We start from the raw sequence: 25732 nt of genomic DNA, 5'->3' as shown, positions 1-25732 counted from the left end.
GAAGCAAACGAACTGTCAAGTGTCCGGCCGCAAGGAATCTGGTCAAGTTGTTCGGATGCGAATAGCATCTCCGGGATGAGCGAGTCCCAGTCCGGGCCGGTCGCGCTGATCACTGGCGCCGGCACGGGAATCGGTGCGGCCACCGCACGCATGCTGCACCAGCGTGGCTATCGGATCGTGGCCTGCGGTCGCCGTACCGAGCCTCTGGCAGTGCTGGAGGCGGAGATCGGCGCGTTCGTGAGATCTGTCAACGTGGCCGACGCTGATTCGGTCAAGGCGCTCTCGCGTGCGGTTGAGGACCGTTTCGGCCAGCTTGACGCGGTTGTGCTGAACGCAGGCGCGATTTACTCCGCTGAGGTCGACCATCAGGGTGACGCCGAGTGGGCGGACACCATGCGGACCAATTTGGACGGTGCGATGCATGTCGCCCGCGCCTGCCTGCCGCTGCTGGAGCGGGCCGGCGGGGCGATCGTCGCCGTGAGCTCGGTCGCGGCCAGGGTGGCGTCCCGGGGGAGCGGGGCGTATTCGGCGTCGAAAGCCGCGTTGACCATGTTCATGGCCACCGTCGCGTACGAGTTCGGCGCACGCGGTGTCCGGGCGAACACCGTTGCGCCTGGCTGGGTGCGTACCGAGATGGCCGACGCCGAGATGGACGCTGTCGCCGGAGACCTGGGGCTCACGCGGGAGGAGGCCTACGGGCGCGCCACCTCGCTCGTCCCGCAGCGGCGCCCTGCCGAGCCCGCTGAGGTGGCTGAGGCAATCGTTTGGCTGTTGTCGCCTGCGGCTTCCTACGTCACGGGCGCCGTTCTCCCCGTCGACGGCGGACTGGGGGTCGTCGACCCTGGCATGGCGCCGCTCGACGGTTAGGTCCTCTTAGACTCATGGTGGGCGACTGCCCGTGATGACCTGAGAGGAAGCAGATGACTGGATCGCACACCCTCCAGGCCACTGAGAAGGCGATCGAGGACCGGCTGGCCGGCATGCAGATCGACACCGGCGCGATGTGGGCCGTGTCGAACCTCTACCGCGCGACCACTTCCATCCGTAACCACCTTGAGCAGACCGTGCTGCGCGACACCGGACTGACCTGGACCGGCTTTGTGGTCCTCTGGGTGGTCTGGATCTGGGGCGACATCGAGACCCGGCACGCCGCCGCGGAGAGCGGGATCTCCAAGGCGACCTTGACCGGGGTGGTGAAGACGCTTGAGTCCTACCGATACGTCCAGCGCGCGCGGCACGAGTCCGACGGACGCCGTGTCGTGCTGTCGATGACCAGGTCCGGCAAGAAGATGATGGAGAACCTGTTCCCCGCCTTCAACCGGCAGGAGGCGTACGTCGTGCGCGGCCTGAGCGACGTCCAGCGCAAGGAACTCGCCGCGTCCCTGCGGGTGATTGTCGAACAACTGGAGGAGCCGGACCGCGACTGACGGGTTTGGTGGGAGGCGATCCGCCGGTATATCGTACGGGTCCGAACGATATACCGGGAGCGGCCTATGCGAGCGCTGTGTGTCCTGCATGACGCCTTGTCCGAGACCGGCCTGATCGGTGCCGCGCTGCGGGATCAGGGGTGGCACGTCGACGAACTGGTTGTCGTGCCCGCGGACCGGCACGCCTCGCCGGATGTGGAGGCGTCCTTTCCGGACAGCTCGGCCTACGACCTGCTGGTGCCGATGGGGGCGCCGTGGAGTGCGGGCCTTGACGACGGGCGGATCGGCCGATGGCTGGCGCCGGAGCTGGAATGGCTTGCCGACGCGGTCGCGGCCGGTGGAGCGGTGTTCGGAATCTGTTTCGGCGCACAGGCGTTGGCACGTGCGCTCGGTGGTTCGGTTGGCAGGGCGGCTCATCCGGAGATCGGATGGGTCCGGATCGATTCGGTCGTGCCGGAGCTGATCGAGGCCGGACCGTGGTTCCAGTGGCATTTCGATCGGTTCACGCTGCCGCCCGGCGCGGTCGAACTGGCCCGCAACTCCGTGGCAGTGCAGGCGTACCAGGTCGGGCGCAGTCTTGGTGTGCAGTTCCATCCGGAGGTGACCGCGGCTGGGATCGCGCGTTGGGTGGACAACGGGGGCGCCGAACAGGCGCGTGCGCTCGGTATTGACCCCGTGGACGTACTCGCCGAGGCGGACCTGCAGGCGGAGGCGGCGCAGCGGAGGGCGGCTGCCCTTGTCGGGGCCTATTTGGCCAAAGTCTTTCCCGGCTGAAAACCGACCGTTGCGGTAGAACGTTTGGGGCCTTACGATTTGCCGATCCGGGGGCGGACCACCAGGGGCCGAGGAGGCGCCATATGGCTGACAGCGCTGGATCAAACCGTCGTCTTGGTGGGTCCTTGACCCTGGTGGACGCCATCGCGCAGTCCGTCGGGGTGATGGGACCGGTGTTCTCCATCGCGTTCCTGGTTCCGCTGCTCGTCGGGTTGAACGCGTCAGGCAGCGGTGCGGGCGCTGCGGCGCCGCTGTCGGTCGCGATCGGGGCGATCGGCGTGCTCGGCCTGGGCTGGATCGTCGCCCAGTACGCCCGCCGCATCCATTCCGCCGGGTCGCTCTACGACTACGTCACCGACGGGCTCGGCAAACGCGTCGGCGCGGCGGCCGGATTGCTTTACTACGTCGGCATTCTCGTGCTCGGCGTCGGCATCCTGGTGATGATCGGCGGCACGATCCACGACACACTCCAGGCCGAGTTCGGGATCACCCCGCTGCCGGAAGTGGTGTGGGACCTGATCCTGCTCGTCGGCCTTGGTGTCGTGCTGTACATGGGTGTCGCGCTGTCGACCCGGACACAGCTGGTGCTCGCGTTGGTCTCGTTGGCCGTGGTGCTGGTGTTCTTCATCGTGGTGATCGTCAAGGTCGGCGACGGCAACCAGGTGGTCACCGCGTTCAACCCGGGCACGTCACCGCAAGGGCTCAGCGGCGTGCTGTTCGGGGTGCTCTACGGCGTGTTGCTGTTCACCGGTTTTGAGACAGCGGCCAACCTCGGCGAGGAGACCAAGCATCCGAAGCGCGACATCCCACGCGCGGTGCTGATCTCCGTGCTGACGGTTGGTGTCTTCTACGTCATCGGTTCGTACAGCCAGGTCGCCGGTTATCAGTTCAACCTGGACGCGTTGGGCAGCAACGCAGGCGCACCGTTGTTCGGCCTGGCCGGTCCGGTGTCCGACGGTGGCTTCGGGTCCGTGGCTGTGCGGCGGCTGCTGGAACTGGTGGTCATCCTCGACATGTTGGCTGTGATGATCGGATGTTCCGTCGCAGCGTCGCGTGGGTTCTTCGCACTCGCTCGAGATCGGCGGCTGCCTACCGCGTTGAGTTCCGTCAGCGGACGCGGAACGCCTTTGGTGGCAAGCCTTGTCGTGGTGGCCGCACACCTGGTGGTCATCGTGATCACGGCTGCGTGGACCGGGCTCTTCGCCCAGGAGAACATGCCGCACTACGTGGCCATGTTCAGCTGGGGATCGACGTACGGCGGATTCTCGCTGGCGGTGATCTATCTGCTGATGTCGGTCGGGGCGTTGCGAGGGCTGCGCGACCACAGCAAACTCTGGGCGGTCTATTTGGCTGGTGCCACGGGCATTGTGGTGACCGGCGCGGCCATCTTCGGCGCGGTGTACAAGGTCGGCGCGCCGATCATCTACGCCCCGTACGCGGCGATTGGAGTGTTCGCGATCGGCTTGGTGCTTGCGTTCCTTCACCGGGAGCAATCGATCGACCCGGTGACCGCGGCCGTCCCCACCGCGCGGGCGTAAGCGGCATGCCAGTGCCACGGATGCTGTTGATTCTCAGCGAGAACTGGACGTTGACCTCGGGACGCGACCTGCCCACGCTCGTGCGGTGGGCACGTGAGGCCGAGGATGCCGGGTTCGACGCTGTGATGATCAGCGAACACCTTGTCCTCGGCCCGGATGCCAGTGACAAGGGCGTCATGGCCAACCCGCGTGAGTACGCCTTGCCTGGCAACCAGGATCCGTACACGCCGTGGCCCAACTCGCTGATGCTGCTGTCCGCGATCGCGTCCGTGACTTCGCGGGTGCGTCTGGTGGCTGGTGCGATCCTCGCGCCGTTGCGGCATCCGATACTGCTCGCACGCGAGTTGGGCACGTTGGACCTGTTGTGCAAAGGGCGGCTCGTCGTCCAGCCGACGGTCAGTTGGAGCCGTGACGAATACGACGCGCTCGGGGTGCCGTTCGAGCGGCGGGGGAGGATTCTCGACGAACAACTGGCCGTGATGGACCTGCTCTGGCACGCATCGCCGGCCACTTACTCGGGGGAGTTCTTCTCCTTCAAGGACATCTACTTCGAACCGAAGGCGTATCGCCCCGACGGGCCACGGATGTGGTTCGGCGGTCAGCACCTGCACGACCGCCTGCTGGACCGGATCGTCCGATATGGACACGGATTCCATCCGCTCGGTGTTCCGTCCGAAGCGGATCTGGCCCGGCTGAGGCAAAGCGTGACCAAACAGGTGGAGCTGATCGGCGGTACGCGGGCGGTGTTCCCGGACGACGACTCGTGCGCGGACATCGGCCAGGCCATGGCCGGCCTGCCCGAGCAGATGGCCAAGGGGTTCACCACGTTCTGCCTCAAGCCGTCCCAGTTCACCGACGACCCGGCCCAGGTCGGCGCCCTGTGCCGGGAGGTGGTGCGCCGGGCGGAGGCGATGGCCTGAGCGACCGGGTCTAGCGATCCTCTTAGGACCCCATAGGCGAAGATGGGCGCATGAACTCGTTGCTGCTCGCTGCCGCGTTGGCGATGGTGGTCCGGTCGCTGGCGGCGTCCCGGCTGGATCGGTGGAATCTCGGCGCGCCGGTCGTGATGGTGCTGGCGGGTGTCGTGGTCGGTCTGCTGAACGAGAGCTCCATCGAGGCTGTGCTGAACACCGAGGCAGTGCAGCACGCGGCGGAGATCATCCTCGCGGTGTTGCTGTTCGTCGACGCCACGGAGGTGCGCGGGGGACGGTTGTGGGGTGCTTACCCCGGCCTGGTGGCCAGGGTGCTGCTCATCGCTCTGCCGGTGAGCCTCGGGCTGGCGATGCTCGTGGGCTGGCTGCTGTTCCCCGCCCTGCCGTGGCCGGTCCTGCTGCTGGTCGCGGGCGTCACCGTACCGACCGATTTCGCCCCGGCCGAGCAGTTGGTCCGTGATCGGGCGCTGTCGATGCGGGTGCGCAGCGTGCTGAACGTGGAAAGCGGCTACAACGACGGGATCATCTCACCGCTGTTCCTGTTCGCGTTGATCCTGGCGGGCGACCAGACCCAGGAGCGGACGCCGCTCGACGCGCTGGCGACGGCGTTGCCCTTCGCGATCAAGGCCGTCGTCGTCGGTTTCGTGATCGGTACCGCCCTCGCCTGGTTGATGGACCGGGCACACCACGCGGGATGGGTGACCGGGCAGTCCGGGCGTATCGCGATTCTGCTGACGCCGTTGCTGACTTACACAGCCACCGTCGCGATCGACGGCAACGGGTTCGTTGCTTCGTTCGTCTGCGGCATCGCCTTCCGCTATGTGCACCGTCTGCTCAAGGCCCGCCGTGTTCGCATGAGCTCAGGCGATCGCACGGAAATCCGGCGAGACACCACGAACGAGGACTTCCACCTGCTGGAGGACACCACCTCGCTGCTGACCATGACCATGTGGTTCGTTGTCGGGATCACGGCCGTGCTGGCCTACTCGTTCGGTGTTTCGTGGCAGGTGCTGCTCTTCTGTGTGGCGGCGCTCACGGTGATCCGACTGGTGCCCGTGTTCCTGTCCCTGCTCGGATCGAGGTTGTCCGGGCGTGAGCGCATGCTCGTCGGGGCGTTGGGACCGCGTGGCACGACGACGATCGTGTTCGGGCTCCTGGCCTTCAACCGGCTGCCGGATGGGACCGCTGCCGACACCATCCTGTTCATCACCGTGACGTGCGTCCTGGGAAGCGTCGTGCTGCACGGCATGGGGGCCAGGCCGGTGACGTTCCTGCTGACCAGGACGCGCTAGGACTCCAGGAAGTACTTCAGCCCGTCGGGCAGCGGCCGCAACAGGCCATCGCGTAGCGCCAGCGCGGTGGCCTCGGCACGGGAGCCGGTGCCTGTCTTGCGCAGAATGTGGTCGATGTGGCTGTGCACGGTCCGTGGGGACAGGAACAGGCCTTCGGCGATGGTCCGGTTGGCGTGTCCCATTGCGACCCGAGTGAGCACGTCCAGTTCGCGCGGGCTCAGCCGGAACGGAATCGGGCTCGGCTGGGCGTGCACGAGAACGGCCTGCGACCCGGACAGCAGCGACTGGCGGCAGAGCACAACGCGGTACCAGTCCTGCCGCACCGGCCAGAGCAGCCGCAGTCGCTGCCCGTCCGAGGCTTCGAATCCGGCAAGCAAGTGACGGAACGGCTCGTCGGTCAGGACCCGGGGACGTTCCCGGTCGGGAAGGTCGATGACCTGGCCCTGGACCACCAGGGATGCGCATGCGTCGGTCGGCAGGTCGTCGACCCGCTCGGCGTTGTCCGCGAGCGCTGCCAGTGCGGGCATCACGGTGGCGAGCAACCGGCGTGCCTCGGTGCCGAACGCTTCCGGCCGCTCAGCTGACACGTGGATCATGCCGACGTAACGGCCACGATGCCTCAGCGCGCCGGACATGCCGTCACGGAAACCCGCCGGATGGACGTATTGCTCGTAGAACCAGCTGCGCCGGTAAGGCTGCCCTGGTTCGTCTGAAATGGACGGCGGCAGTGCCTGGTTCACGACTGTCTCGTACCAGGGCGTGTTGATGAACTCGACCGCGAGCGAATGCGCTTGCGCGGTGGAACATTCGAGCCCGGCGAGCTGGAAGTGATCGCCGCTGACCGGGTCGACGGCCATCAGCATCGCGGCATCGTTGGCCAGCAGCCCGCCCAGCACGCGTAAGGACTCCGCGCATGCCGCGGGCCGGTCACGTTCCCTGGTCAGCATGCCGATCTGGGTGGCCGCTTCGACCTGCCGGTAGTCGAGCATGTTCGCGCCTCCGGTGACGACCCCCGAGGACGTTTGGCCCCTAACGATAGGGCGGGTACGGCTGCCGGGCAAGCACGAAACTCGGCATTTGTACGGATGGTGGCGCCGGGGCCACGCGGCTTGACTGTTCGCCACGCCAGCCACCGACTCGAGGTGCACGATGACACTCTCCCGCAGACGGTTCCTCACCGCGACCGGCGCCGTCCTGGCCGCCGGGGCGTGCAGCGCGCCGCCGTCGACCCAGTCCGCCACCAGCACCGCGGCCCAGCCGAAGACCCTGACGAAGATCGGCTTCGACTACCCGTTCACCCAGCTCCCGCTGTACGCCACCCTGGTCAAACTCGCCACCGCGGCCGCCAAGCCGCACAATATCGAACTGGTCACGACCAACGACGCGAGCCGAGCCGACACGCAGGCGTCGAGCCTCACCACCTGGGTCGGCCAGAAGATCCCGGCCATCGTGTCGTTCCCGATGGTCTTCGAGGCGACCGAGGGCATCGCGCGCTCGGCACTCGACGCCGGGCTGATCTGGGTCACCTACGGCGGCTCCCTGCAGCACCAGAGCGCGGACATCCAGTTCAGCTTCCTGGAGGGCGGCACGCTGCTCGGCGCGGCGGCGGCGAAATGGGCCAACGAGAACCTCGGTGGCAAGGGCAAGATCGCGTTCCTCACCGACGGAACGATCCAGCTGGGCCGCGACCGCACGAAGGGCATGGTCGACGCGTTCACCAAGGCCGCGCCCGGCGTGGACGTGGTCGCCCAGGAACAGGCCATCGACCCGGACACCGGGTTGTCCAAATCCACCGCGTTGCTGGCCAAACACCCCGATCTCAACATCATTCTCGGCATCACGGACGCGGCTGCCTACGGCGGGTACAAGGCGCTGCTGCAGGCGGGCCGGTCTGCAACGGACGCGAAGACCTTCGTCGGCGGCCAGGACGGCTCGGCGCCGTCGTTGATGGCGATCAAGCAGGGGACTTTCTACCGTGCCTCGGCCGCGCTCGCGCCGGACGACATCGCTTCGGCCGTGGTCAACGTGCCGCTCGCGGTGGCCGCGGGCAAGCCGAACCCGAGCGTGAACGTGCCCATCACGCTCGTCGGCCAGGCGGACGGCGCGAAGATCGACGGACTGCTCGCGCAGGGCGCCTGATGAGTCTGCGGATCACCGGGCTGGTGAAGTCCTTCGGCGGGGTGCGTGCCCTCGACGGTGTCGACCTCGCCGTACCGGCCGGCCAGGTGCACGCCCTGCTCGGGCACAACGGGGCCGGGAAGTCGACTTTGATCAAGTGCCTCGGTGGTGCGTTCGCCCCGGACTCCGGGGTCATCGAGGTCAACGACACCCAGCACACGCGGCTCAGTCCGCGCGAGTCGATCGCGGCCGGTATCGGGATCATCTTCCAGACGCTCAGCGTGGTGGAGTCGCTCACCGTGGCCGAGAACATCTTCCTCGGCCAGGAATGGACCCGCCTCGGCATGGTGAAGCGCGGCAAGCAGGAGGCCATCGCCGCGGAACTGCTCAACCGGGTGGCGGCTACTTGCTCCCCGCGTGATCGCGTGGGAGATCTGCCGATGGGGCAACGGCAGTTGGTCGAGATCGCGAAGGCGCTCAGCCGTAGTGCCTCGGTTCTGATCCTGGACGAGCCGACGGCCGCGCTGTCCGGTGCCGAGCGTGATGCCCTTGCGTCACGTGTCGACGACTTGCGCAATCAAGGGTTGGCCATCGTCTATGTCACGCATTTACTGTCCGAAGTGGAACGACTCGCTGACGAAGTGACGGTGTTGCGTGACGGGCGCGTCAGTCACCACTCCACCATGTCCGGCCGCACTCGGCGGGAACTGGTGGACGCGATCGCCGGCGGCAACGCGCAACCGGCCCGGCCTTCCGCGGTCGTGGCCGGTCCTCGAAAGCTGGTGGTGGAAGGGCTGAGTGGTCCAGGCTTCGGGCCGGTCAGCCTGAACGTGGCAGCGGGGGAGATCGTCGGCGTCTACGGCCTGATCGGATCGGGCCGAACCCGGATGCTGGAAACCCTCTTCGGCCGCCGTCCCCGGACAGCCGGCACAGTCCAGGTCGCCGACCGGGTTGTCACTCCGCGCGATCCGGCTGAGGCATTGTCGGCCGGAGTCGCCCTGGTCCCAGCCGACCGCCGCGCCCAGGGCCTGTTCGCAACCCTGAGCGCGCAGGACAATGCCCTGCTCCCAGCGATCCGCCCACTGGCCCGCTGGGGAATCCGCGCCCGCAGGTCCGAACGCCGGATCTTCACCGAACTGGCCACCGCCGTCGGCCTCCGGCCAACGGCACCGAACCGTCCCGCATGGACATTCTCCGGCGGAAACCAGCAGAAACTGATCCTCGGCCGCTGGGTGAACTCATCCCGGTCAACCTCAGTCCTGCTCCTGGACGAACCGACCCAGGGCGTGGACGTCGGCTCCCGCCAGGAAATCTACCGAGTGATCACCCACCTGGCGGCAGAACAGAAGACAGCAGTCCTGTTCGTCTCCTCCGACCCAGAAGAAGTGGTGGCCCTCGCCCACCGCTGCCTGATCATGACAGGCGGCCGGATAACCGGCGAACTCACCGACATCACCGAGGAAGCACTGCTGTCCGCGGTGCACAACACGGAGGCCGCATCATGACTGTTGCCGCCAGGACTTTGCCGAGTGTCAGTTTGGGTGCTGTGCGGCGGCATCCGTTGCTTCCGGTTCTGATTTTGCTGGCTGTTCTGTTTCAGGTTACTACTGGTAGTTTCTTTGATCAGGCCAATCTGCGGGGGATTGCGACTGATGCGGCGGCTGTGGCGATTGTTGCTGTGCCGCTTGCGTTGTTGCTTATCAGTGGGTATATCGATCTGTCTGTTGGGTCCACTTTGGCGCTGGGTGGGCTGGTGGCCGGGTGGCTGGCTGGGGCTCAGCAGCAGTCGTTGGTGGTTTCTGTGCTGGGTGCGCTTGCGGCTGGGGCTGCTGTTGGGCTTGTCAATGGGGTGTTGTGTTGCTGGTTCGGGTTGTCCTCGTTCATTGTCACGCTCGGGATGCTTACTGCGCTGCGTGGGATTGACCAGCAGCTGTTTCCGTTGCCGTTGAGTGGTTTCGGTGACGGGTTCGCCTGGCTGGGTGGGGCGAGGTTTGCCGGTGTTGCTGTGCCGGTTGTGATCGCGGTGCTTGTTCTTGTTGCCGGGGCTGTGTTTCTTGCGACTACGCCTGCTGGGCGGCATGTGTTTGCGATCGGGGTCAATCGGGAGGCGGCGTACCTCTCTGGCGTGAATGTTCGGCGTACGCCGTTGGCTTTGTTCGTTGTGACTGGTGCGGCGGCGGCGCTTGCGGGGGCGATCAAGGCGTCTGTGCTGGACAGCGTTGTGTCAGGGACTTCCGGCGCGGGATTTGAATTGACTGTCCTTACCGCTGTGTTGCTGGGTGGGGTCGCACTCAGCGGTGGTTCCGGTTCTGTTCTCGGGGTTCTACTGGGTGTGCTGTTTCTCGGCTGCCTGCAGAACGGGCTTACTTTGCTGGGGGTGCCGACGTTCTGGCAACAGATCACCCAGGGAGCGGCCCTGGTCGCCGGTGCCGCGCTCGCGTACTTCGGCCCCAAGAATGCCAGATAGGAGTTTGTCGTGGCAGAGGCTTCGATTGTCCTTGTCAACGGCCAGGTTCTCACCATGGATCCGGAGTTCTCGGTCGCTGAGGCCGTCGCCATCCGGGACCAGTGGATCGTCGCGGTCGGTGACAGCATCAAGATCCAGTCGATGGCGGGTCCGTCGACCCGCGTGATCGATCTGGGTGGGCGAACCGTCTTGCCCGGGATCAACGACTCGCATCTGCATGGTGCGGCGTACGCGATGACCAAGCCGCCCTTCGCGCTCGATGTCGGGTACCCGACTGTCAAGTCTATTGAGGACATACTCAGCGTTGTGCAGGAGGCTGTGAGGACCGCTGAGCCGGGGGAGTGGATCATCGGGCTCGGCTGGGATCCCGGCTACCTCGCCGAGTGCCTGGCCGACCCCGGCCGGCTGCCGAACCGTCACGACCTGGATCGCGTGTCGCCGGACAACCCGGTCTGTCTCAACGACTTCTCCGCGCACATGCTCCTGGCCAACACCCTGGCGCTCAAGCTGTCGAATGTGGACAAAGATACGCCGGAGATCGATCTCGACGAGCACGGTGAGCCGACCGGGATCCTGCGCGAGGCCGCCCAGCGGCACGTCCAGGCACAGCTGCCCACGCCGACCGTCGAGCAGCGTCGCAAGGCGATCCAGGCCATGATCGCCAGTCTGCATTCACGCGGCATCACCAGCTATACCGAACCTGGTCTCGGGGCTGGTGGTGCGGAGACGCTGTTCGGCGGCCTCAGCGGGGACAACCTGACCGCGTACACCGAGATGGTGGCTAATGAGGAGTTGGCCGCCCGGGTCAGTGTGCTGCTACTGCCCGCGCCCATGGGCGGCTCGGTCGCGGAGTTGCGGCGCGGCCTCGAGGAATTCGAGCCGCCTGCGTCGGTGGATCCACGGCGGTTGCGGGTCATCGGCGTGAAGATCTTCGGCGACGGCGTGCCGCCCAACCGGACGGCGTGGATGAGCGAGCCGTACGCCGAAGGCGGGCACGGTTCCCTGTGTGTCCACGGCAGCACGCCCGAACTGCGTGTTTCCGAGTTGCAGGAGATGATCCTCGTTGCGCACCAGCGCGGCTATCAGGTCGGCGTGCACGTCACCGGCGACCTGGCCATCGATACGGTCGTCGACGCCTTCGTCACCGCGAACAACACACACCCCAGGTCAGGCGCGCGGCATTACGTGATCCACGGCGATTTCGTCAGCCCGCAGAGCCTGGCCAAGCTGGCAATGCACGGCTACGGCGTCAACATGAACCCCAGTATCAAGTGGACGATCTCGGACCTCATGGACTCCGTGGTGGGCGCCGGCCGCTCGGCATACCAATGGCCAGTCCGTTCCGCGTTCGAGGCCGGTGTCTCGGTTTGCGCGAGTTCGGACGCGCCGGTCACCGAGCCGGACTGGCGTCAGGGCGTCGCCGGGATGCTGCTTCGGGAATCGAAGGCCAGTGGCCGGTGCAGTGGCCCCGATGAGTGTGTCGGCCTGGCCGATGCGCTGCGTGCGTACACCATCAATCCCGCGCGGCAGGACTTCGCGGAGTCGTGGAAGGGATCGATCGAGATCGGCAAGGTCGCGGACCTCTGCGTGCTCGACCGTGAGCTGGTCGCGACCGATCCGCACGACATCCCAGGGCTGTCGGTCGACCTCACGGTTTTCGACGGGCAGGTCGTGTTCGAGCGCGCTCAGCCGGTGTAACGACGTATCTTACGGGCACGACCTCTCGACGAGAGGCCCATCGGACGAGTTGTGCCCGGGAGCGTGCGAGTGTCGAAGGTTTACGCTGTTCACAGCCCGGAGAAGGCCGCGCTGGACGTCGTCTTCGTGCACGGCCTGGATGGGGACGCGTACAAGACCTGGATGCGCAAGAAGGAGACGGAATCCTTCTGGCCGCAGTGGCTGGCGAGCGAGTTCGACGATGTCGCGGTCTGGACTGTCGACTATGACGCCTGGTCGAGCGGGTGGCGGGGCCAGTCCATGCCCATCCAGGACCGGGCCGTCAACCTCATGGCCCTGCTGGAGACCAAGGGAATCGGCGAACGCCCGATCTGTTTCGTCACCCACAGCATGGGTGGACTGCTGGTCAAAGAGATTCTCATGCACGCTTCCGACGGCCGCACCGAGTTCGCGGCCTTCGCGCCGGCCGCGAAGGGAATCGTCTTCCTGGCCACCCCGCATACCGGATCAGGTCTCACCAAAGCGGTCAACGCGTTGGGGATTCTGTATCGAGGCACCGACGCCGTCGAGGATCTCAAACGCAATGCGGCGTATCTGCGGCATCTGAGCGACCGTTATCGCAACTGGGCCGACGAGACGAAGATCCGCAACCTGGTCTTCTTCGAGACCCACAAGACCAAGGGCCTGCAGGTCGTCGACGAGACATCGGCGAACCCAGGCCTCGCCGGGGTCACCCCCATCGGCGTGGACGCCGACCACACCGAGATCGGCAAACCGGAAGACCGCGACTCACTCGTCTACGGCCAGATCAAACGCTTCATCACCAAGCTGCGCACGGCCGAACCCGCGGATCAGCCCCGCAAGCCTCCGGAGCCGCGGATTCCTGCCCGCAGTGGGGTGACCAATATCATCAGTGGTCACGTGACAGGGCCAACGTTCCAGGCGAGAACCATCGGAGGCGGTATTCACCAACACTACGGCGGTCCTGTCGAGAAAGTGGCCCCGTCATTCGAGGTGGGAAGCGGCGAACCCGGCTGGTCGAACAAGTTCCGGCGAATTCATGCGGAGGTCGGCCGCATCGGTCGCCCCACTTCGGAGCTGCGCCGGGAAGGCCCGGGTGTCGTGCAGGACTTCGAGAACGACGGATGGGTACTGTGCGCGCTGCCTGACCAGGACGTCACAGCTGTCGCGGAGGACGTGTGGTCCGCGTTGCGTTATGTGGGTGGCCGTGCTGCTGGCATGACACCGTTTGAAGCGACCGGCTTTCCCGAACCAGGACAGATCATTGGAAACGACGCCACCCAAGTCGCTTTGACCGGTGGGGCCTGGAAATCCGGGGTGCTGAAGCGGGACAGCCAGGGCTGGCGATGGGAACCGGTGCCGAAGCCGTTCATCAAGACCCACACGCCTCATACGTTGATCTGGCCTGGTGTCGCGGCGCAACCGATGGTGCGGGCGCTCACGACGTTGCCATGGGCCGACGAATGCGAGATCACTCCTGAACGTCGTGCTGAGATCGTGGAGGCGTTGCCGTCCAGCGAGTTGACAAGGGTTGTCGGCCTGCTGTTTCCGCAGAGCACCGGCATGTCCTGGAAGCGCGGACCGAACGGCAACACGCTGAGCACGTTCAGTTATGTCCTCACTCCGGATGGGCAGCCCGGGGTATCCGCCGAGGTGATGGTCTCGCTGCCCACCACGACACGGTCCTCATTCGTCTCGTGCGCGGAGCTCAGGTTTGAGAGCGGCAGGCTGTCACCGAGGCTGACGTGGTGGGAGATCGTCGAGTTCCTCGCCGCTGCCTCCACGACCTCCGCCACGCTTCTGCCACGGATCGCCAGCGACAATCCGGCTCACATGCGATGGACCAGTCCGCCGCAGATCGAGTTCCGGCTGACTTCCGCCTTGTCGTTGGCTGACCTGATCGACTTCACTCCCTTGGGTGAGAGTGACGCTCGCAGTCCGACGAAGATGGTTGTGACCGTCAACTCCGCCACAGGGCTGGACCGCGATTTGACCGCACAGGCGATCACGCACATGGCCCACAGCAATGGTTATGTGGATGCCACTGTCAGACGCCTGCGGTCCTAACCGGGATCCAGACTCGCATCGGGCCGGGTTTCCGGTTGCCCCATAGGAAGTAGGGGATGGCGACGAGTTCTGACGGCTCGCCGTGCGACTCGGCGTGGCCGGAGTACAGTGCGTCCGAAGTGGACTGCTCGATACTGCCACCGACAATGAGGGAAACTGGGATATCCGGCAGGTTGCCGGCTGTGATCGGCGCGGCTGGGCCGATCCGCACGTCCTCCAGTACAACGTCTTCCGGCAGGTCGGACTGTTCCACGGCGTAGACAAGCGGTCCGCGCGTCACGGCCACGCAGCCGCGCACGGCGTCGATCCGAGGGTGCGGCCGGACAATGCGGGCAGGCATCGGAAGGTCGAGCGTCACGGTGACCCCGGCGGACCAGTCACGCTGAAGCCGGACATAGCCGTCGTTTGTGTCGACAGGCTCGCCGTCAAGCTGGGCGTCGGCTGCCCAGCCTGGAATTCGCAGGGCCAGTGTGAGCGGTGCCTGCGTGGTTACCGTCAGCTCGACTCGACCGTCCCAGGGATAGTCCGTTCGTATGGCGACATGAACGGGAGATCCGTCCACTGTGGTGTTCAGTTCACCTGCGGTGTACAGGTGAATCTGGAGTCCACTGTGGTCTGTTGTGGCTGTGTGACCGGACAGCGAAGCCAGCAACCGGGCGAGGTTCGGCGGGCAGCACGCGCACGAGTACCACGGCAGGCGCTGTGATGGTGCGTCCTCGTGCGAACCGTCGTGGCCGGTCCGCAAGTGCAGCGTGTTGGAGTAGAAGAAATGCGTCCCGTCCAGGGCTGTCGATCCCGCGATCACGTTGTACAGCGCGCATTCCATCTCATCGGCGTACTTCGAGTCGCCCATCGCCAGCAGCATGCGCCAGTTCCACTGGAAGCTCGCGATCGCGGCACACGTCTCGCCATACGCCCGATCTGAAGGAAGCTCGTACGTATCGCCGAATGCCTCGTCGCGATGCCGCGATCCCTGAGCGCCGGTGATGTACGTCTTTGCACCGAACGCGTCGTCCCACAGCCGCTTGGCGGCTTCAAGGAGATCGGAGTCGTGCGACTCGACCGCGACGTCCACCATGCCGGCGAGCAGGTAGAGCTGGCGTACGACGTGCCCGGCGACCGTCTCTGCCTGCCGTACCGGAACGTGGTCCTGCAGATAGGCCGAACCGAACCGGCCGCCGTCAAGCAACCCGTGCCCACGCAGGTCGATGAACCGCTTGGCCATGTCGAGGTACGGCTCGTGCCCGGTCACCCGGTACAGCTCCACCAATGCCGTCTCGATCTGGGGATGCCCGTCGATGTCGTCGACTGTGCTGAACCGTTCGACGATCAGGTCCGCGAAACGCCGGGCCACCGTGACGAGCTCCGCGCCCACCCCGGCCCTGGCGGCGGCGACGGCGGCCTGGATGAGATGGCCCGCACAGTACAACTCGTGGCTCCAGTGCAGCTTCTGCCAGCGCTTTTCCGGGGCTACCACGGTGAGATACGAGTTGAGGTAGCCGTCCTCGCCCTGGGCCTTGGCCAGCAGTGCCCCAGTGCTGTCGACGAAGGCGAGCAGTTGCGCGTCGTCTGGAGTCCGGCCCAGCTGCCAGGCCGCGGCCTCAAGGGTTTTGTAGACGTCGCTGTCGGCGAACCACATGTTCTGGTAGTCGCCGTCTGCCTCACCGATGACCCGGCGCAGGTTGTCGAGGGCACCCGAGGCGTCGAGCTGGCTGATGCAGTACGGCAATGACCTGGTGGCGTTGCGCCGCTGCCATACGCCGAGGAAGCTTTCGGGAGCGAAGACGGCGTCGTTGAGCGAAAGTGGCCGCAGCGCTGCGGTCGCGAAGGACGTGGGCTGGACTGGGCCTGCAATGGGGTCAGTCAAGAGGAGCTCTCTTTCAGCCCTTGAGGGCGCCCGAGGTGAATCCACGTACGTAATACCGCTGCAGCACAAGGAAAACAGCCACGCACGGCAGTGCGGAGGTGACCACACCCGCCTGCAGCGCGCCGAAGTCGACCGAGCCGAGGTTGCCGGACTGCAGGTTGAACAGCGCGACCGGGAGCGTGAACTTCGAGCCGTCGGTGAGGAAGATCAAGGGAGCGACGAACTCGTTCCACGAAGCCAGAAATGAGAACAGCGCGACCGTGACGATGCCGGGCAGCACGCCTCGCAAAAGCACGTGACGCAATGCTCCGCCGACTGTGCAGCCGTCGATGAGCGCTGCCTCCTCCAACTCGACTGGGAGTGCCTCGAAACAGTTGCGCATCATGAACAGGCCGAACGGCAGTTGCAGCACGGCGAGGACCAGTCCGAGGCCGACGAGCGAGTTCTGCAGGCCGATCCAGCCGAGCAGGATGTAGAGCGGCACCAGGATCGTGGTGTACGGGACCATCAGAATTGCCAGTGTGACCAGGAAAAGCAGGTTCCGGCCGGGAAAAGCGAGCCTGGCCATGGCGTATCCGCCAAGTGTGGTCGTCACGACGGTGACAGTCACCGCGACGACCGCGACCACCGTTGTGTTGAGCAAGTAGGTACCCAGACCGCTGCCGAAGACGGCGAGGCGCTCGTAGTTCGACAGTCCCCAGCCCTCGGTCCCGTTGGCGGCTTGGCGTCCGCTGACCGACGAGTAGAGCGTCCACAGCAACGGCAGCAGGAACAGCACGGCCAACGCGCTGCTGGTGACGTAGAAACCCGTGGTTCGCAATCGAGGCATGGCCTTACCGCCCATCACGGCGAATCAACCGCATCTGCGCGATGTTCAGCACGATCAGCACGGCGAGTGTCGCCACCGACACCGCGGCCGCGCGGCCCAGATCCTGTGACAGGAACGCCTCCCGGTAGATGTCGATGACTACGGTGGCGGTGTCGTGCCTGCCGCCGGTGAGGATGAAGAACTGGTCGAACGCCAGCAGTGAGCCGGTCACCGACAGCACCATGGTCAGCGCGAGCGTCGGCCGCAGCAACGGCAGCGTCACGCGCCACATGATCTGCCACCGGCTGGCGCCGTCGATGCGCGCGGCCTCGTACAGCACCGGGTCGATGCTTTGCAGGCCGGTCATCAGGATGAGCATGTAGAACCCGGCGAACCGCCAGGTGATCATGCCGACGGTCGAGCCGAGCGCGTTGGTGTTCGACCCGACCCAGTCGACGTGCCCAAGGCCGAGCAGCTGAACCAGCTCGTTGAGCGGGGACGTGTCGGTGTTGAACAGTCCGTAGAACAGCAGACAGGTGGAGGCGAGCCCGACTGCGCTGGGCAGGAAGAAGATGGTGCGGAAAACGCCCGCGCGGGGCCGTTCCTGCTGCATCAGCAGCGCCAGGCCGAACGCCACAAGGCCGAGCACGACCGTGGTGACCGCCGTGTACTTCAGCGTGAACCAGACCGCCCGGAGGAACAACGGATCCCGCAGAGCCTGGTAGTTGTCCACCCCATTGGGTGCCGACGCACCCAGCAACGGCCAGTGGTTGACCGACATCCACAGCATCAGCCCGAGCGGGAGGACGAACAACACCGCCACCAGCACCGCCATCGGGGCCGTGTACAGCATCCCCAGGTGGCGCCGATGCCGGCTGATCGACCTGCGCCGCCGTGATGCCGGCGCAGGGGAGGCCTGCGCCGGCAGCTTGGGTGGCGACAGCGACACCATGTCAGCCGCCGCTGGACAACGACTCGGTGATGGCCGCGTTGTGTTGCCGCAGCACCGATGCCACGTCACCGGTGCCGAACACCGCGTCGATCACTGTCGCGGTCCAGGGACCGTTGGCGTCGTTGAACGTCTTGCCGAAGTTGACCGAGATCGGCGTCTGGCCCTCGCCCGCGAGCCGGTTGAACACACCCAGCCGTGGGTCCTGCTTGGCGTAGGTGTTGTCGGCCAGGTCGGACCGGACAGTGATGTTCTTGCTCTTCGCCACGACCTCCACCTGCGCCTGCTCCGACAGCGTCCAGGAGATGAAGTCCCACGCCGCCGCGGCGTGCTGGCTGTTGGAGCTGATGCCGAGTACGTCCCCGCCGACGAACGACGAACTGCCGCCGGTTAGACCGGGGATCGGCGCGACCCCGACCTGCAGGTCCGGGCCTTCCTTGATGCCCTGCAGCCCGGTGGCGCCCATCGGCTGGATGCCGATCCTGCCCTCGCCGAACGACTGTGTCCACGTAGGACCCGACTCGTTCTTCGCCGTGGCAGGGACAACACCGTCCGCGTACAACTGGCGCAGGAACGAGTACACCTTGGCCGCTGTCGGGTTGTCGATCGTGGACGCCGTGCCCTGCTCGTTGAGCACCGTGCCGCCGGAGGCCCAGATCATCGGCCAGCTGGTGAACAGCTGACAGCCAGGGCATGCACCGCCGAAGAAGTAGCCGCTGACGCCACCGCCCAGTGCCTGGATCTTCTTGGCTGCGGTGGCCATCTCGTCCAAAGTGGTCGGTGGTTTCTCCGGGTCGAGGCCGGCGCGGGTGAACAGGACCTTGTTGTAGAAGACCGCGGACAGGTCGATGTCGTGCGGGACCCCGTAGTTCTTTCCGTTGTGGGTGGCCGTCTTCATGTGGGCGGGTGCGAGGGTGGCCTTGAACGGCAACTGGTTTATTCGCTCGGTGATGTCCAGGTAGACGCCCTTGGACGAGTAGTTGGGCGCGTACACCACGTCCGCCGCGAGGATGTCCGGTAACTGTTTCGCGCCCGCGGCCGTGCCGACCTTCTGCTGGTACGAGTCGGCTGGGAAGGCTGTCAGCTGCACCTTGTTCTTGTGACTGGCGTTGTAGGCGTCGACCAGGGTCTGGCTGAAGGTGACCGTCGGTGACCTGGTCCACATGGTCAGGGTCGTCCCGTCGTCCACTGTGCCGGTGCTCCCGGCTGACGACTCGGTGGGACCGCTCTGACAAGCGGCGAACAGCAGCGCGCCGGCTAAGAGGACGACTGCGGCCTGGGGGCGGGTGTGCGAACTCATGGTGTCTCCCAAGGGAGAGCGGCGGTTTCGAGGAGGCGACATCCAAGGAAAAAGGAAACCGGTTTCCTCGTCAACGTAGGCGTGTCGTCACGGCACTGTCAAGGGTCCGTGTCCAGCATGTGACCACGGGTTTACGGTAGCCGCGAGTGACCGGGAGGTACTCTGTGAACATGCCCGGACGGAAAACAGAGGAAAATGTCGGAAACACCGGCAGACCGGCGACGATCAGTGACGTCGCCCAGCTCGCCGGTGTCTCGATCGGGACCGTGTCCAAAGCGCTCAACGGCCGCGGGTCGCTGCGTCCGGAAACCAGGCTCCGGGTGCTGTCGGCGGCCGGGCAACTCGGCTTCCAGCCGAACAAGGCAGCCGTGACGCTCAATTCGGGCCGGACCTACACGGTCGGCATGATCACTACCGACACCATCGGCCGCTTCAGTATCCCGCTCATGATGGGCGCCGAGGACGCACTGGGAGCGGGCGAGATCTCCGTGTTCCTGTGCGACGCCCGCGACGACCCGATCCGCGAGCAGTACTACCTGCGGACGCTGCTGTCCCGCCGGGTCGACGGCATCATCGTCACAGGCCGACGCACCCAGGCCCGCCCGCCGATCGGCGCCGACCTGTCCATCCCGGTGGTGTACGCGTTCATCAGCTCCACCGATCCACAGGACTGTTCCGTGGTCCCAGACGAAGCAGGCGGCGCCCACCGCGCAATCGACCACCTCCTGGCGGTGGGCAGGCGCCGGATCGCCCACATCACCGGCCCCGAGCACCACCACTCAGCGACAGGCCGCGCCGCCGCAGCCACCGAGCGGCTCGCCGAAGCCGGCCTCACCCTGGTCGGCGCCCCACTGTTCGGCGAATGGAGCGAAGCCTGGGGCAGACAGGCAGCGAAGATCCTGCTGGGCGCGGAAGGCGGAATCGACGCCGTCTTCTGCGGCAGCGACCAGATCGCCCGCGGCGTGGCCGACGCACTGCGCGCGTCCGGCCGCCGCGTCCCCGAAGACATAGCCCTGGTCGGCTTCGACAACTGGGACGTGATGGCCCTGGGCTGCCAACCCCCACTGACCAGCGTCGACATGGAACTGGAAAAACTCGGCCGAACCGCGGCTGACCTTCTGTTGGCCGCGATCGGCGGCGATCCCTCCCCAGGCCGGCACACCCACCCCTGCCGCCTGGTCATCCGCGAATCCACCGCCGTATCCATCTGAACCCCGACAGCCAGTTCGTCAGACATCCCGGTGTTGCTGGGTCTCCTTGGCACGCAACCACATTCCAGCTGTCGGAGTCACGGAGACCGCCCGGCCTCGGAGGGACAGCAGGGCATCCCAAGCTATTGACTCCAATTCGCTGGTCGGGGAGATGACCAGCTCATAGTCGTCTATGAGAGGAAGCAACGCCTGCACGGTCAAGTCGTCCATCAGACTGGTGGCCGCCTGACGGACCTCATGGACTGGGTCAAAGCGAACGATAATCGTCGGCCCGTTCAGCACGGTTGCGAAGAGCTTGTCCCTGGAGGTTCCGAATGACACGAACAGACGGTGGTGGCCCAGTTGGCTAGTCACGGCGGTGCGTGACGGGATCTGTAGTGGTTGCTGCCCCTGGGGCCGGACATCAGCCAGTCGGCGATCCAGTTCGTCGACAGCCCAGCCTTCCAGAATGTTCCGCTGGCGCAGTGCGCTCAGGGTCCGCAGTTCGGTGAACTCGTCGTGTGCGTACTTGGGGTCGTAGCGGTAGACCGGCTCTTTGAGTCTTTCCAGCGCTTCGAACAGACTCTTGTTGTTCTGTTGTAGCGCGACATCGACAGCCAGTTGTGCCAGCTCGAGTCCGTACATGGCGACGCCTGCGGGAAAATCGAGGGTTCCCAGTCTGTCGGGGTGACTGGTGAGTTCGGCGAACCCTTGCTGTGCCTCGGTGAGCACCGCGTCGGGATCTTCGCGCGCATCAGCGAGCTCGGCACGGCACAGCCGGAGCAACATCCGGCAGTCGATGGGTGTGCGAAAGTCGAGTCGCGGTACTGCATCGATCAGCGCTTCGGCCTCCGCGAGAGCCTGACGCCGGATGGCGACGCGCGCCGCGAGCAACCGTGCCACGGCCGATTCGTCATGCAGACCTAGTTCCGAAAGCCGGTCGGCGAGTTCCATCGCGTTGTTCTGGATAGTCCGGCGCAGCGGTCGGGTGCCCGCCACGATTTGGGCGACACGGATGCGGATCGAGGTAAGCGCCGCGATCGATGCCCATGGCTCGATTGTGCGCCGGGCAAACCGGCGCCGTGCGGACACTGCGTGGACCTCTGCTTGGGAGAGATCGTTTTGAAGAAACTCGGCGACAGCAAGCTCGTGCTCGGCAAGCGCCACGTCGACACCGGCTCGCGCGGCTCGCAAGTCCGGCAGGACACGATTGATCTCGGAGGCGGCCTCCTGGCCGAGGCCCGCAGCCAGAAATGCCTTGGCCCGCTCGTGTGGCAGGAACGGCGGTACAGCTGAACCGGCTACCCGCAGCACTTCTTCAGATCGGTCGTACCAGGTGAGCGCGGATGGCAGATCTCCGGTGATTCGCGCCGCTTGACCGAGGTACGCGTATGCTCTGGCACGCGGCTCAGGCTCTGCTCCTGCTGCGGCCGATGTGAAATCCTCAACCGCGCCCTCGATGTTTCCGTCGTCCAGCTGGGCAGCTCCGCGGTAGAGAAGTATTGTCCGCGCGACTTCGGCTCGAGGACTTGGCACTTCTCGCGGCCTGGACAGCATGACGTCGTAGAGTTCAAGCGCCTCGGCTATCCGGCCCGTGCGATGCAGGTGCAGCGCGCGCGCGATCTCGAGTGAAGTCGAGAAGGGGTCGCCTTCCATCCGTACTTTTGTCTGGCGGACCAGACTGAGAACCTCCTCTGGCGTGCTCTTGAGCTCGGCGTCCGGGGCACCGGCGATCGCATCGTCGGCGTCGAAGCGGTAGATCTCCGCGAGGGTTTCGAGGCCGGTCGGCGAATGTACCCCGGCCTCCAACAAGTCTGCGACCCGATCGCCGAATTTGCCATCCAGGGCGTTCGCTGCCAGCTCGACGGGGTGGTTGAAGGCGTTCAGCACTTCTGGGGTGTCGCGTTCGTCGAGACCGATGTGCCGGAGTGCTGCGATCATGATTCTGGGCTCGTGTTCGCCTACCTCGGCAGCGAGATCGCGCACCAGTCCATGTACATTCCGGACTGCCCGCGCACCGATTTTGTCGTACAGCTGGACGGCTTCGGCGACAAGTTGGTCCACACTGAACGGTTCCGGTTCGATCCCTACCCGGGCCAGGCGCAGACTGTAGACGAGCAGCCTCAGGCGGATCAGCCAGAACTCGGTCGTGGGTGGTGCAGAGTCGGTGGTCCGCAGCGCCTTGACCGCTTCCTCCTGGGCGGTGTGGAGCTCGCCGAGTTGGTCGTTGAGCCTGATGACGTGGAACGTCATCGTGTAGAAGTCCTGCGGTGATCCGGAGTTCGCCGCTTGCTCGCGTGCGGTCAGTGCCTCGTGGAGCGCGTGTTCGAACTCGTTCGCGGCTTCCAGGAGCTGGATGGACATGTCCGCGAGAGCCGGCGACTGGTCACCGGTTGCGGCCCTGTGCTGTTCGATCTCGCGCAATGCGGGATGGAACTCTCTGTCCTGGAACAACTTACGGGCTCGGCGCAGTATGTGTTCGCGCCGGTCGGTGATGTCCGCGGCAGCGAGGTCCTCATCGGACACTCCGAGGTTCGGGGCCTTTGCTGCCAGGTATGCCTTTGCGGCGGGCGGCAGTTCGTCGATCGAAGGCGTCAGGCCTGCCAGTGCGGCTGGGTCCCAGTGCTTTTCGAGCGTTGCCCGCTTCTGGCCCAGCATCATCCGGTGGTAGAGCTCTTCGGTGCGTGCTGTCGGTCCCTGCTGTCTCCGGTAGTACGCGACAGCCCGGCGGTGGATGCTCGCGACGGTTTCCGGGGCATCAGCTGTGAGCCGGGGCAACATCATCTGACGGACGTCCTTGCGGTGGACGAGTTCGTGTGGGGTCCGGTCGACGAGCATCGCTTCCCGGGCAAGCTCGTCGAACAGGGCTTCTGCGGCGGCGCGATCGGGCACTGGCACGTGACACGGTCTGGCAAGCACTTGCTGGATCAGCTCCGGTGTGACGCGGCGCAAGGTGAGACCGGGATGCGCGAGCCTGCGAACCTCAGGGTTGTCGATGTAGCCGAGCAGGCGGTGGTACAGCTCGCCCTCGATCGCGCCGAGGCGGACCGCGATGTCCCGGAAGGCTGTTGGTGCGGGCTGCTTGCGGAGGATGCCTGCTGCCAGCCGGATGCACAGAGGGCTAGGTCGCACCGCTTCGACCACGCGCTCAGCCTCGTCGGGTGGCAGGTCGAACGGCAGCAGCGATCGCAGCAACACTGTGGCCTCAAGCGGTTCCAGCAACGGGACTTCCACAATGTCGAAGCCGAGATTGGCAGCGGGCGACCGGCCTGCCAGCACAACGGACAGTTTGGGGAGCCTCCTCGCCAGGTCGCGAACGAACTGTGCGAACGATTCCTGGACCTCCCGGCTTTGGCGCTGCACCTCCTCGAAGGTGTCCAATACCAGCAGTATTCGCGTGTCCCACACGGCAACATCGAGCAGACGTAGCAGCTCTCCGTGTGTTGCACCTCTGCTTTCCGAGCGGCTGCTGGTATGAAATTGCTTGTCGCCTGTGCGCAGCCGCCAGCCGGCCTCTCTGATCAAGACGTCGAAGCGGCCGTTGTCGATCTGCAGACTCAGTTGCCGCGCCAGAGCACTGACCACGGTCGCCGGTGCGCTCGGATCCAAGGCTGTCTGGTCGAAGTTCAGGTAGCACACCGGTACCTGGATGGCCCGGTTGATGATGTGCCTGGACAGCAGGGAGGACTTCCCGATCCCGCCGATGCCGTGGATGAGCAGGGGCCGTCCCCCAGGATCAGCGAGGTGGGCATCAAGCCGCGCGAGAATGTCGTTGCGGCCGATGAAATGGTCGCCTACCAGGCCACGCAACGGTTCCAGCAGGCTGTCCAGACCTAGCCTGCGGTCGATGTCGCCGTCAGTGGACAAGTGGTGGCCGAGCCACCGGGACAACCAGGCCAACGCGCGCAGCTCGGCTGGAGTCAGATCGTTCAGCCGGATGGTGCCGCCACTGATGGCATGGTCGATGGCCTGTTGCCGGTCGTCCGACGGCCGATGGTCGAGCAGTTCCCACGCGGTACGTAGCTCGTCGAATGTCGCCTGAGCTGCGATGGAACGTCGTACCGAGTCGTCCAGTGCCCAATGTCGTACGCCATCGACCAGCACTCGGGTTGATTCGGCGAACAATGCTGAGCCTTCGTCACCAACGCCCAGCCAGGACAATTCATAGTGTGACAGCAAGCTTGCTCTGAGACGCAGCTCGTCGAGGTCGATGGCGACCGACGTCGTCATGCTGTCGCCTCCGGTGCGAAGCGCGCGTGCGCGGCCTTGCCTGCGGCTGCTCCGACTGCGCGCAGGTCGGAAAGATCCGATTGGGCGAGGACGCCGGTCACCATGGCATCCAGTTCGCTGGGCTCGAGTGCGCAGCCCACGGCGGTCGCGATGTCGGTGAAGAATTCGCGTAGATGGCCTTCGGTGATGCCGCTGAGGGGTTCCACCAGCAGCACTTCGAGTACGTCGGGGCTGAAATCGCCAGGGTGACCGGTCACGATCAGCCGTGTGTCGTGCAACTGGCCCGCCTCGACCTCCTTGGCCAGCTGCGCGACCGCGATGTGCACGCACGGCCGGACCCAGGGTCGGTCGAGGCCGTCGATGAAGATCCACCGCTGGCGCTGCGGCAACGAGCGGAATCTCCCCACAAAGCTGTGCACGAGTTCCCGGACCGCCCGGGACTGCTCGACGTGCTCGACGGGACCGTCGGCCCGGGGAATTCCGAGCCGGGTGGCGAGTGTGGCGAGCAGTCCGGCCGCGTTCACGTCGTCGTACCAGTCGTTCTCCACGTCGACAGCGACGAATTCGCCGTTGTGCACGAGGTGCCGGATGAGGTGACGGCTGTAGGACTTGCCGGTTCCCGGCCCACCGGTGATCGCCAGGACCGGGAAGTCCTCCTTGATCATGCGGATCATGCTCCGGCGAAGCCGCTCGCGATCGATCAGTGCGCGCCTGCATCCGGGGCCGACGAGCATTGCCGTGTGCCGGTGGAGCGGTGTGTACCAAGTCGCGTCCACGCGCCTGGCCGCCAGGACGCGGTCGAGTTTCCCGGCCACAGCCGGTATCCGCTCGCGGACCTCGAAGATCAGCTTCTCCAGCTTGCCCGCGTCGAACGCGTCCCGGGTGAGCGTCCGCCAGATCATCGAGGCGGGCTGATTCCAAGCGACTTCGGCGGGCGCCATTCCGACCGCGCGCCAGACATCGACCAAAACAGCGTTCTCCCAGATCGCGCCCTGCAGCGTGCGGTGCAACAGCTCCGCAGTCGCGTCGCTCCAGTCAGGCGATGTGGTCCACAGCATCAGTCCGTATGTTTACA

At 65.6% G+C, this 25732-nt stretch carries 19 protein-coding genes; 12 read left to right on the top strand and 7 right to left on the bottom strand.

From position 1 onward, the window contains the following. The first annotated feature begins 75 nt into the window (after nucleotides 1–75). The 6 genes from JOF56_RS52960 (at nucleotide 76) to JOF56_RS52935 (ending at nucleotide 5963) form a co-directional block, all read left to right on the top strand. Complete coding sequence (locus tag JOF56_RS52960; protein ID WP_209646999.1) at nucleotides 76–867, top strand: SDR family NAD(P)-dependent oxidoreductase; 792 nt, start codon at nucleotides 76–78, stop codon at nucleotides 865–867. Nucleotides 868–920: 53 nt separating this feature from the next. Continuing rightward, complete coding sequence (locus JOF56_RS52955; RefSeq protein ID WP_209646998.1) at nucleotides 921–1427, top strand: MarR family winged helix-turn-helix transcriptional regulator; 507 nt, start codon at nucleotides 921–923, stop codon at nucleotides 1425–1427. A gap of 66 nt (nucleotides 1428–1493) precedes the next feature. After that, a complete protein-coding gene (locus JOF56_RS52950) occupies nucleotides 1494–2201 on the top strand; it encodes a type 1 glutamine amidotransferase (RefSeq protein WP_209646997.1) in 708 nt (235 codons plus the stop codon). An 83-nt stretch (nucleotides 2202–2284) separates the two neighbouring features. After that, nucleotides 2285–3739 carry an APC family permease gene (locus JOF56_RS52945; RefSeq protein ID WP_209646996.1) on the top strand — a complete coding sequence of 485 codons (1455 nt, stop codon included), beginning with the start codon at nucleotides 2285–2287 and terminating at the stop codon, nucleotides 3737–3739. A gap of 20 nt (nucleotides 3740–3759) precedes the next feature. After that, the gene (locus JOF56_RS52940; RefSeq protein ID WP_209646995.1) at nucleotides 3760–4659 is read left to right on the top strand and encodes a TIGR03619 family F420-dependent LLM class oxidoreductase; all 900 of its coding nucleotides are present in this window, start codon (nucleotides 3760–3762) and stop codon (nucleotides 4657–4659) included. 50 nt (nucleotides 4660–4709) lie between these two features. Next, on the top strand, nucleotides 4710–5963 hold the full coding sequence (locus tag JOF56_RS52935) for a cation:proton antiporter (protein ID WP_209646994.1): 1254 nt from the start codon (nucleotides 4710–4712) through the stop codon (nucleotides 5961–5963). Here the strand turns inward: JOF56_RS52935 and JOF56_RS52930 are convergent. Further along, complete coding sequence (locus JOF56_RS52930) at nucleotides 5960–6952, bottom strand: helix-turn-helix transcriptional regulator (RefSeq protein WP_209646993.1); 993 nt, start codon at nucleotides 6950–6952, stop codon at nucleotides 5960–5962. The genes JOF56_RS52935 and JOF56_RS52930 overlap by 4 nt on opposite strands. 160 nt (nucleotides 6953–7112) lie before the next feature. Here JOF56_RS52930 and JOF56_RS52925 point away from each other — a divergent pair, with 160 nt between their 5' ends. The 5 genes from JOF56_RS52925 to JOF56_RS52905 all read left to right on the top strand — a co-directional run bounded on the left by JOF56_RS52925 (nucleotide 7113) and on the right by JOF56_RS52905 (nucleotide 14313). Next, nucleotides 7113–8102 carry a sugar ABC transporter substrate-binding protein gene (locus JOF56_RS52925; RefSeq protein WP_209646992.1) on the top strand — a complete coding sequence of 330 codons (990 nt, stop codon included), beginning with the start codon at nucleotides 7113–7115 and terminating at the stop codon, nucleotides 8100–8102. Next, nucleotides 8102–9586 carry a sugar ABC transporter ATP-binding protein gene (locus tag JOF56_RS52920; protein WP_209646991.1) on the top strand — a complete coding sequence of 495 codons (1485 nt, stop codon included), beginning with the start codon at nucleotides 8102–8104 and terminating at the stop codon, nucleotides 9584–9586. Before JOF56_RS52925 ends, JOF56_RS52920 begins: the two co-directional genes overlap by 1 nt. Continuing rightward, nucleotides 9583–10548, top strand: a complete 966-nt coding sequence (locus JOF56_RS52915; protein ID WP_209646990.1) for an ABC transporter permease — start codon at nucleotides 9583–9585, stop codon at nucleotides 10546–10548. Before JOF56_RS52920 ends, JOF56_RS52915 begins: the two co-directional genes overlap by 4 nt. A 9-nt stretch (nucleotides 10549–10557) precedes the next feature. Then, the gene (locus JOF56_RS52910) at nucleotides 10558–12246 is read left to right on the top strand and encodes an amidohydrolase (protein ID WP_209646989.1); all 1689 of its coding nucleotides are present in this window, start codon (nucleotides 10558–10560) and stop codon (nucleotides 12244–12246) included. Between the two features lie 69 nt (nucleotides 12247–12315). Continuing rightward, nucleotides 12316–14313: an esterase/lipase family protein gene (locus tag JOF56_RS52905; protein WP_209646988.1), complete on the top strand. Its 1998-nt coding sequence runs from the start codon at nucleotides 12316–12318 to the stop codon at nucleotides 14311–14313. On the opposite strand, the gene JOF56_RS52900 is transcribed toward JOF56_RS52905, so the two are convergent. From JOF56_RS52900 to JOF56_RS52885, 4 genes are all read right to left on the bottom strand, one after another. Continuing rightward, on the bottom strand, nucleotides 14294–16180 hold the full coding sequence (locus tag JOF56_RS52900; RefSeq protein ID WP_209646987.1) for a glycoside hydrolase family 127 protein: 1887 nt from the start codon (nucleotides 16178–16180) through the stop codon (nucleotides 14294–14296). The genes JOF56_RS52905 and JOF56_RS52900 overlap by 20 nt on opposite strands. 13 nt (nucleotides 16181–16193) lie before the next feature. After that, a complete protein-coding gene (locus tag JOF56_RS52895) occupies nucleotides 16194–17009 on the bottom strand; it encodes a carbohydrate ABC transporter permease (RefSeq protein WP_209646986.1) in 816 nt (271 codons plus the stop codon). 4 nt (nucleotides 17010–17013) lie between these two features. Beyond that, nucleotides 17014–17823 (bottom strand): carbohydrate ABC transporter permease, encoded by an 810-nt coding sequence (locus tag JOF56_RS52890; protein ID WP_245378780.1) that lies wholly within the window; start codon nucleotides 17821–17823, stop codon nucleotides 17014–17016. 118 nt (nucleotides 17824–17941) lie between these two features. Next, nucleotides 17942–19237 (bottom strand): ABC transporter substrate-binding protein, encoded by a 1296-nt coding sequence (locus JOF56_RS52885; RefSeq protein WP_209646984.1) that lies wholly within the window; start codon nucleotides 19235–19237, stop codon nucleotides 17942–17944. A 170-nt stretch (nucleotides 19238–19407) separates the two neighbouring features. Between JOF56_RS52885 and JOF56_RS52880 the strand changes: the two genes are divergently transcribed. Further along, complete coding sequence (locus JOF56_RS52880; RefSeq protein ID WP_209646983.1) at nucleotides 19408–20448, top strand: LacI family DNA-binding transcriptional regulator; 1041 nt, start codon at nucleotides 19408–19410, stop codon at nucleotides 20446–20448. Nucleotides 20449–20466: 18 nt separating this feature from the next. Here the strand turns inward: JOF56_RS52880 and JOF56_RS52875 are convergent, their stop codons facing one another. Continuing rightward, the gene (locus tag JOF56_RS52875) at nucleotides 20467–24657 is read right to left on the bottom strand and encodes an AAA family ATPase (protein ID WP_209646982.1); all 4191 of its coding nucleotides are present in this window, start codon (nucleotides 24655–24657) and stop codon (nucleotides 20467–20469) included. Next, nucleotides 24654–25715, bottom strand: coding sequence for a P-loop NTPase family protein (locus JOF56_RS52870; RefSeq protein WP_209646981.1), 1062 nt, complete (start codon nucleotides 25713–25715; stop codon nucleotides 24654–24656). The genes JOF56_RS52875 and JOF56_RS52870 overlap by 4 nt, the downstream gene beginning before the upstream one ends. Nucleotides 25716–25732: the final 17 nt, after the last annotated feature.

Source organism: Kibdelosporangium banguiense, from assembly GCF_017876405.1.
Lineage (GTDB): Bacteria > Actinomycetota > Actinomycetes > Mycobacteriales > Pseudonocardiaceae > Kibdelosporangium > Kibdelosporangium banguiense.
This window is presented reverse-complemented; position numbering and strand designations above follow the sequence as displayed.

Coding starts and splice junctions, on each gene's coding strand:
- JOF56_RS52960 (WP_209646999.1), top strand. CDS start 76: ATGAGCGAGTCCCAGTCCGGGCCGGTCGCGCTGATCACTGGCGCCGGC.
- JOF56_RS52955 (WP_209646998.1), top strand. CDS start 921: ATGACTGGATCGCACACCCTCCAGGCCACTGAGAAGGCGATCGAGGAC.
- JOF56_RS52950 (WP_209646997.1), top strand. CDS start 1,494: ATGCGAGCGCTGTGTGTCCTGCATGACGCCTTGTCCGAGACCGGCCTG.
- JOF56_RS52945 (WP_209646996.1), top strand. CDS start 2,285: ATGGCTGACAGCGCTGGATCAAACCGTCGTCTTGGTGGGTCCTTGACC.
- JOF56_RS52940 (WP_209646995.1), top strand. CDS start 3,760: ATGCTGTTGATTCTCAGCGAGAACTGGACGTTGACCTCGGGACGCGAC.
- JOF56_RS52935 (WP_209646994.1), top strand. CDS start 4,710: ATGAACTCGTTGCTGCTCGCTGCCGCGTTGGCGATGGTGGTCCGGTCG.
- JOF56_RS52930 (WP_209646993.1), bottom strand. CDS start 6,952: ATGCTCGACTACCGGCAGGTCGAAGCGGCCACCCAGATCGGCATGCTG.
- JOF56_RS52925 (WP_209646992.1), top strand. CDS start 7,113: ATGACACTCTCCCGCAGACGGTTCCTCACCGCGACCGGCGCCGTCCTG.
- JOF56_RS52920 (WP_209646991.1), top strand. CDS start 8,102: ATGAGTCTGCGGATCACCGGGCTGGTGAAGTCCTTCGGCGGGGTGCGT.
- JOF56_RS52915 (WP_209646990.1), top strand. CDS start 9,583: ATGACTGTTGCCGCCAGGACTTTGCCGAGTGTCAGTTTGGGTGCTGTG.
- JOF56_RS52895 (WP_209646986.1), bottom strand. CDS start 17,009: ATGCCTCGATTGCGAACCACGGGTTTCTACGTCACCAGCAGCGCGTTG.
- JOF56_RS52890 (WP_245378780.1), bottom strand. CDS start 17,823: ATGGCGGTGCTGGTGGCGGTGTTGTTCGTCCTCCCGCTCGGGCTGATG.
- JOF56_RS52885 (WP_209646984.1), bottom strand. CDS start 19,237: ATGAGTTCGCACACCCGCCCCCAGGCCGCAGTCGTCCTCTTAGCCGGC.
- JOF56_RS52880 (WP_209646983.1), top strand. CDS start 19,408: ATGCCCGGACGGAAAACAGAGGAAAATGTCGGAAACACCGGCAGACCG.
- JOF56_RS52875 (WP_209646982.1), bottom strand. CDS start 24,657: ATGACGACGTCGGTCGCCATCGACCTCGACGAGCTGCGTCTCAGAGCA.
- JOF56_RS52870 (WP_209646981.1), bottom strand. CDS start 25,715: ATGCTGTGGACCACATCGCCTGACTGGAGCGACGCGACTGCGGAGCTG.